This window comes from Actinophytocola sp. (genome assembly GCF_045807065.1).
Taxonomy (GTDB): Bacteria; Actinomycetota; Actinomycetes; order Mycobacteriales; family Pseudonocardiaceae; genus Actinophytocola.
Genome location: NZ_JBJMIE010000605.1, coordinates 1 through 2,793, shown reverse-complemented (window position 1 = coordinate 2,793; position 2,793 = coordinate 1). Strand labels below are relative to the sequence as shown.

The window sequence follows — 2,793 nt, the reverse complement described above, 5'->3', positions numbered from 1 at the left end:
GTGTACGCGCGGGCGGCGGGCTGACCGGGATAGCGCCCGGCCGGCGGCGCGATCCTCAGCTCGGACTGCCGGCCGGCCTCGCGGTAGCGGACATCGGTGGTGGCGTACTGGTGGTCGCGGTAGCCCAACCCCTCGCCGGCGTCGTCGTACAGCGACGTCCGGCCGGACGCGTGCGGGTACACCGTGAGCGTCAGCGCGTCCGCCGGCTGGCTGGCGACGTTCCGCGCGTCCGCGGCACGCGGCACGACCGCCCCGGCACGCGCGAACACCGGCATCCGGTCCGGCGTGGCGGTCACGGGGACCGCGGCCGGGCCGGCGTACGTCTCGCCGGTGAACACGTCGGTCCACGTGCCGGGCGGGAACCAGACCGTCGACGTCGTGGCCAGCCCCGGCGTGGTGGCGGGGGCGACCAGCAGGTCCGGCCCGAGCAGGTACTGGGTGGGGTGCTGGTAGGCCTCGGCCAGGTCGGGCCACTCCAGGTACAGCGCCCTGGTCATCGGCAACCCGGTGTCGTAGGCCGCCCGGGCCGCCGCGTACAGGTAGGGCACCAGCGACTCGCGCAGCCGCAGGAAGTCCTCGGCGGGGCCGGCGACCGCCGGCGAGTACTCCCACGGCAGGCGGTCACCGTGGTCGGAGTGCAGCCGCAGGACGGGCTGGAACGCGCCGAGCTGCACCCAGCGCAGGTACAGGTCGTCGGGCAGGTGCTGACCGGCGAAGCTGCCGATGTCGTGGCTGACGTAGGAGATGCCGACCGAGCCCTCGGCCGGGGTCATCGCGGCGGCGAAGGCGATCGTGGGCCAGTCCGCCTTGGTGTCGCCGGTGAAGTGGACGGTGCTGCGGTGCTCGCCCCAGGCACCCGACCCGCCGGGCGTGGTGTAGTCCGGGAACGACGCGCCCACCCGGGCGAGGGAGAACCCGCGCAGCCCGCGTGCCTCGGCGTCGCGCTGGTAACGCTCGTTGATCCAGCTGTCCGGGGTCAGCCCGGCGACCCCGACGGTGCTGTCGTCGCAGCAGTAGTCCAGCCACCACTGGCGGACGCCCTGGTCCTCGAACGGCTCGTGCAGCCAGCGCCACGCGTCGTACTGGGCGCGGTCGGTCCAGTCGAACCGGTGCGCGGACGGGGCGAAGCTGCTCGTGGCCGGCGCGAGACCACCGCCGGCGATCGACTGCGCCTGGGCGTAGCGCGGGTCGTCGGCGGAGATCGCGGCGTGCACGTTGAGCACGGTCTGCAGGTGCTGGCCGGCGGTCCAGCTCAGGAAGCCGGGTGGATCGGGGAACAGGTCGGGGTTCCAGTTCCACCCCGCCCAGGTGTTGGGCGCCTTCCAGTCGGTGTCGACCACGAGCGCGTCGAGCGGCACCCGGTTGGCGCGGAAGGCGGGCAGCAGGCTGTCGCGGTAGTCCTGGTCGGTGTAGGCCTGGTACTTGGAGAACCAGGTCCCGAACGCCCACCTGGGCAGCAGCGGGGTGGGCCCGGTCAGCGTGCGCAGGTCACGCAGTGCGCGCTGGTAGTCGTGGCCGTAACCGAACAGGTAACCGTCCTGGTAGGCGCCGGTGCGCGCGGGGCGGGGTGTGACCCAGCCGTCCGGGGTGCGCAGCGCGGTGGCCGTGTCGTCGAGCAGGTACCAGCCGTCGCGGTGCAGCAGACCCTCGTGCAGGTCGATGTCCGACACCGGTCCCGCCTGCTCCGGGTAGTAGTCCAGTCCCCGGTACCAGCCGCCGAGCGCGTCCTCGCGGGCGGGCGAGCCGAACGCGGGGTGCACCTGGACGCGGCGCGTGCCGACCGTCAGCTCCAGCGTGGTGTTGGCTGGCTGGAACCGCCCGGTTCCCTTGCGGTAGCGCAGTTCCAGGGCATCGGTCCGGACTCGCAGCTCGGCACGGGTGTCGACCATGGTGAACCGGCTCGGCCGCGGCGCCCGGGCGGCCGCCACGAACGACGGCCGGTCCTCGAAGTGCCGGTCCTCGGCGTACTCCAACCGCAGCACCGTCGGGCTGAGCACCTGGACGCGAACCGGCCCCGCGGTGACCGTCGCCCCGTGCCGCTGCGCGGCCGCCCCGACATCCGCGTCGTCCGCGCCGGCCGGCGGCGCGGTCGCGAGCGCACCGCCGAGCAGTGCGAGCACCGCACCGAGCGCCGCCAGCGGACGAGCTGCGAACCGACTGCGTGACGCGGTGTTCGGCACGGTGACCGACCCTGCTCCGATGATCTACCGCTGTCAAACCTCGGCCGGCGGTGCGCGGTTGACGGGTCGGGGGTAGGTCCTCCGCGTGGCGGGCCAGGGTGCCGCGTCACGGCATGAGTGCGGCCGACCTCTTCTTCAGCGTCTTCGCCGTGGACTCGACGGACCTGGCCGCGCCCTTGGCGGTTCCGCGCGCCGACTTCGCCGCGTCCTTCGCGCTCCCGCGGGCTGACTTCGCCGCGTCCTTCGCGGTTCCGCGGGCCGACTTCGCCGCGCCCTGCACCGAGGCGGTCGCGCCCTGCACCGTGCCCTGCACCGAGGCGGCTGCCCCCTGGACCGTGCCCTGGACCGAGTCGACCAGGGCGTCGGTCGCGTGCCTGGTCCGCCAGGACAGGGACGGCTTGCCGTGGGTGTCGGCCGCCGCGATGAGGAGACCGCCGATCAGGCCCACGTTCTTCAGGAAGTGGATCCGTTGCGCGGCGCGGTCCGCGGTGTCGTCGTGCTCCCAGAACCGGTGACCGGCCATGGTGGTGGGTGCCAGGCTCGCGGCGAGGACCAACGCCGACAGGCGCGGGAACTTCCCGAGCCCGAGCGCGACGCCGGCGGCCACCTGGGC

General features: G+C 73.9%; 2 protein-coding genes. Both read right to left on the bottom strand.

Going from position 1 to position 2,793, the window contains the following annotated elements:
• Positions 1 to 2,180: TIM-barrel domain-containing protein (locus tag ACJ73U_RS35330; RefSeq protein ID WP_407782105.1), on the bottom strand; the 2,180-nt coding region annotated here is incomplete at its 3' end.
• Between the two features lie 106 nt (positions 2,181 to 2,286).
• Positions 2,287 to 2,793 (bottom strand): DoxX family protein (locus ACJ73U_RS35325; RefSeq protein ID WP_407782104.1); only part of this gene is annotated, 507 nt, incomplete at its 5' end.